General features: G+C 70.8%; 4 protein-coding genes. All 4 read right to left on the bottom strand.

Annotated features, from left to right (window positions below):
• Positions 1–1,147, bottom strand: a 1,147-nt coding sequence (locus RWM17_RS13445; RefSeq protein ID WP_314104475.1) for an EscU/YscU/HrcU family type III secretion system export apparatus switch protein, incomplete at its 3' end; no start/stop codon positions are given.
• A 2-nt stretch (positions 1,148–1,149) separates the two neighbouring features.
• The gene (locus RWM17_RS13440; protein WP_123548289.1) at positions 1,150–1,869 is read right to left on the bottom strand and encodes a flagellar biosynthetic protein FliR; all 720 of its coding nucleotides are present in this window, start codon (positions 1,867–1,869) and stop codon (positions 1,150–1,152) included.
• A gap of 39 nt (positions 1,870–1,908) precedes the next feature.
• The gene (gene fliQ, locus RWM17_RS13435; RefSeq protein WP_123547654.1) at positions 1,909–2,184 is read right to left on the bottom strand and encodes a flagellar biosynthesis protein FliQ; all 276 of its coding nucleotides are present in this window, start codon (positions 2,182–2,184) and stop codon (positions 1,909–1,911) included.
• A complete protein-coding gene (gene fliP, locus RWM17_RS13430) occupies positions 2,184–3,044 on the bottom strand; it encodes a flagellar type III secretion system pore protein FliP (protein WP_228507259.1) in 861 nt (286 codons plus the stop codon). The genes fliQ and fliP overlap by 1 nt, the downstream gene beginning before the upstream one ends.
• Positions 3,045–3,133: the final 89 nt, after the last annotated feature.

Genomic DNA, 3,133 nt, shown 5'->3' with positions numbered 1-3,133 from the left:
GCACCGCGTCGGGGGCCAGCGACTCGGGGGCGAGCACGCTCGACACCTCGTCGGCCGTCGTGGGGCGGGGGTTCGCGTGGGCCCGGCCGACGGCGGCGGTCGCGCCGCGCGCCTTCAGGGCCATCACGAAGGTGAGGACGCGGGCGACCGGCGTGTAGAGGTCGACGGGGATCTCCTCGCCGAGGCCGCACGAGGCGTGCAGCGCCCGCGTGAGCGGCACGTCGGCGACCATCGGGACGCCGTCGGCCTCGGCCTGCTCGCGGATCTTCGCGGCGACGGCGCCCGCGCCCTTCGCGACGACGCGGGGCGCGGCCTTGCCGGGCTCGTACTTGAGAGCCACGGCGTAGTCGGTCGGGTTGACCATCACCACGTCGGCGTCGACGATGGCGCCCATCATGCGGTTGCGGCTCATCGCGAGCTGGCGCGAGCGGCGCTGCGACTTGACCAGCGGGTCGCCGTCGCTGCTCTTGTGCTCGTCGCGCACCTCCTTCTTGGTCATCCGCGTCTTCTTGCGGTTGCGGCGCATGACGACGAAGACGTCGGCCGCCGCCAGGAGGAGGCCGGCCGCGATGGCGGCCTGGAGCAGCACCGTGGTGCCGGCCGACGCCTCCTCGATGATCGCGGAGACGCTGAGGCCGCCCCCGCTCGTGAGGACGGGCAGGAGGCCCTGGACGGCCGCCCAGAGGACGAGTCCGACGACGGCGGTCTTGATCAGGGCCTTCGCGCCGTTCCAGAGCGCCTGGGTGCCGAAGGTCGTCTTGAGGCCGTTCAGCAGGTTGAACTGCTCGTAGTTGCCGGTCATGCGCTTGACGTGCACGCCGCCCTGCACGACCGCGGTCGCGAGCACGGCCACGCCGACGACCGCGAGCATCGGGCCGATCGTGCCGGCCATCGAGCCCACGCCGCCGCCGAGCAGCTGCAGCACGGTGGTGTCGTCGGGGTGGCGGATCACCTGGCCGATCGAGAAGAGCTGGTCGGTGCCGGCCTCGGCGCCGCGCTGGATGGTGCCGGGGATCATGACGGCGGCCGCGCCGACGCCGACCCACGCGCTCAGGTCCTGCGAGCGCGAGAGCTGGCCCTTGGAGCGGACCTCCTTCATCCGCTTGTCGGTGGCCGCCTCGGAGCGCTCGCCGCTGTCGTCCGCCATCGCTACCTCACCCCCAGGACCATGTCGGCCGCGTCGCCGGTGAGGCTCTGCACCACGCCGGGCAGGGCGAGGAACACGCCGCCGGCGAGCATCACGGTCATGAGGATCTTGAGCGGGAAGCCCATCGCGTAGGCGTTCAGGGCCGGCGCGACGCGGCTGAGCAGGCCGAGCCCGACGTCGGCGAGGAACAGGACGACGCAGAGCGGTCCGGCGATCTGGAGCGTCGCGAGGAACATCTGTGAGACGCCGTTCGTCATCAGCTCGACGGGTCGCGACAGGTCCATGCCGAGGCCGAGCGGGAACGCGTCGAACGAGCGGGTGAGCCCGCCGATCAGCACCTGGTAGCCGCCGCTGGCGAACATCAGCGCCAGCGCCGTCATCTGGAACAGGCGGGTGAACTGGGCGCCGTTGATCATCGACTGCGGGTCGAAGGCCTGCGCCAGCGTGAAGCCGCCGAACAGGTCGATCAGGCTGCCCGCCGACTGGATCGCCGCGAAGACCAGGAACACGAGGAACCCCAGCACCGCGCCGACGACCAGCTCGAGCACGAGCGCCAGCACGAAGCCGCCCGTGTCGAGCGACTCGTAGCCGGGCGCGACGCGCGGCGCCACGGCGAGCGCGAGGCCGACGCCGAGCATCGCCTTCACCCGGCCGGGGAACGCCCGGTACGAGAAAGGAGGCGCGACGACGATGAAGGCGGTCATGCGCACGGCGGCGAGCATGGTCGCCTCGAGCCAGCTGAGGTCGATCGACACGGCGGCCTAGCCCCCGCTCAGGAGCTGGGGGATGCGGTCGAAGACCATGGTCGTGAACGAGACCATCTCGCTGATCATCCAGTGGCCGCAGACGATCAGGGCGATGCCGACCGCGACGGCCTTGGGCACGAACGCGAGGGTCACCTCCTGGATCTGGGTGATCGACTGCAGCAGCGAGATCGCGAAGCCGACGACGAGCGAGGTGATCAGCACGGGCGCGGCGAGCTTGCCCGTGATGATGAGGGCCTGCATCGACAGGTCGAGGACGGCGTTGGAGTCCATCAGGCACTCACCTGGTAGCTCTCGATGAGGCTCGTGATGATGAGCCCCCAGCCGTCGACGAGCACGAACAGCAGGATCTTGAACGGCAGCGAGATCATCACCGGCGGCAGCATCATCATGCCCATCGACATCAGCGCGGCGCTGACGACGAGGTCGATGACGAGGAACGGGATGAAGATGACGAACCCGATGATGAAGGCGGCACGGAGCTCGCTGATCATGAACGACGGGATGAGCGTCAGCATCGGCACGTCGGCCTGGCTGGCGGGGTTCGGCTGGTCGGCGGAGCGGGTCATCAGCGCGAGGTCCTCCTCGCGGGTGTGCGCCAGCATGAACTCGCGGAGCGGGGCGGCACCGGCGTCGATCGCGCCCTGGAAGTCGAGCTGGCCGTTCAGGTAGGGCTGCACGGCGTCGTCGTTGATGTGCCCCAGGATCGGCGCCATGATGAACAGGCTCAGGAACAGGGCGAGGCCCGCGAGCACCTGGTTCGGCGGGATCGACGGCAGCGCGAGCGCGTTCCGCGTCATCGCGAGCACGACGAAGATCTTCGTGAACGACGTCATCATCAGCAGCAGGGCCGGCGCGACGCTGAGCAGCGTGATGCCGAGCAGGGTGACGATCGCCTGGCTGGGGGCGCCGTCGGGGCCGTTGATGTCGATGTTCAGGCCACCGGTGCCCGTGCCGTCGGTGACGGTCTGGTCGGACTCGGTGAAGTCGGGGGTCTCGCCGGTGCCGGTGCCGGTCGAGCCGTCGGTGCTGCCCGTGCCTCCGGTGCTGCCGGTGCCGGTGCCCGGCTGCGCCGGGGCGGTCGGGGACGTGGGGGCGACCGGCGCGGCGGAGGCCTGCTGGCCGATCAGCATGACGAGCCCGGACGCGACGACCAGGGCCAGCAGGGCGACGACGACCGCGCGGGCGAGGCGGGTGTCGGCGAAGCGGACGGGGGCGGCTC

The organism is uncultured Frigoribacterium sp., from assembly GCF_963515265.1.
In the GTDB taxonomy this organism is placed as follows: domain Bacteria; phylum Actinomycetota; class Actinomycetes; order Actinomycetales; family Microbacteriaceae; genus Frigoribacterium.
The sequence above is the reverse complement of the archived record's forward strand: the minus strand, read 5'-3'. Positions and strand labels throughout refer to the sequence as shown.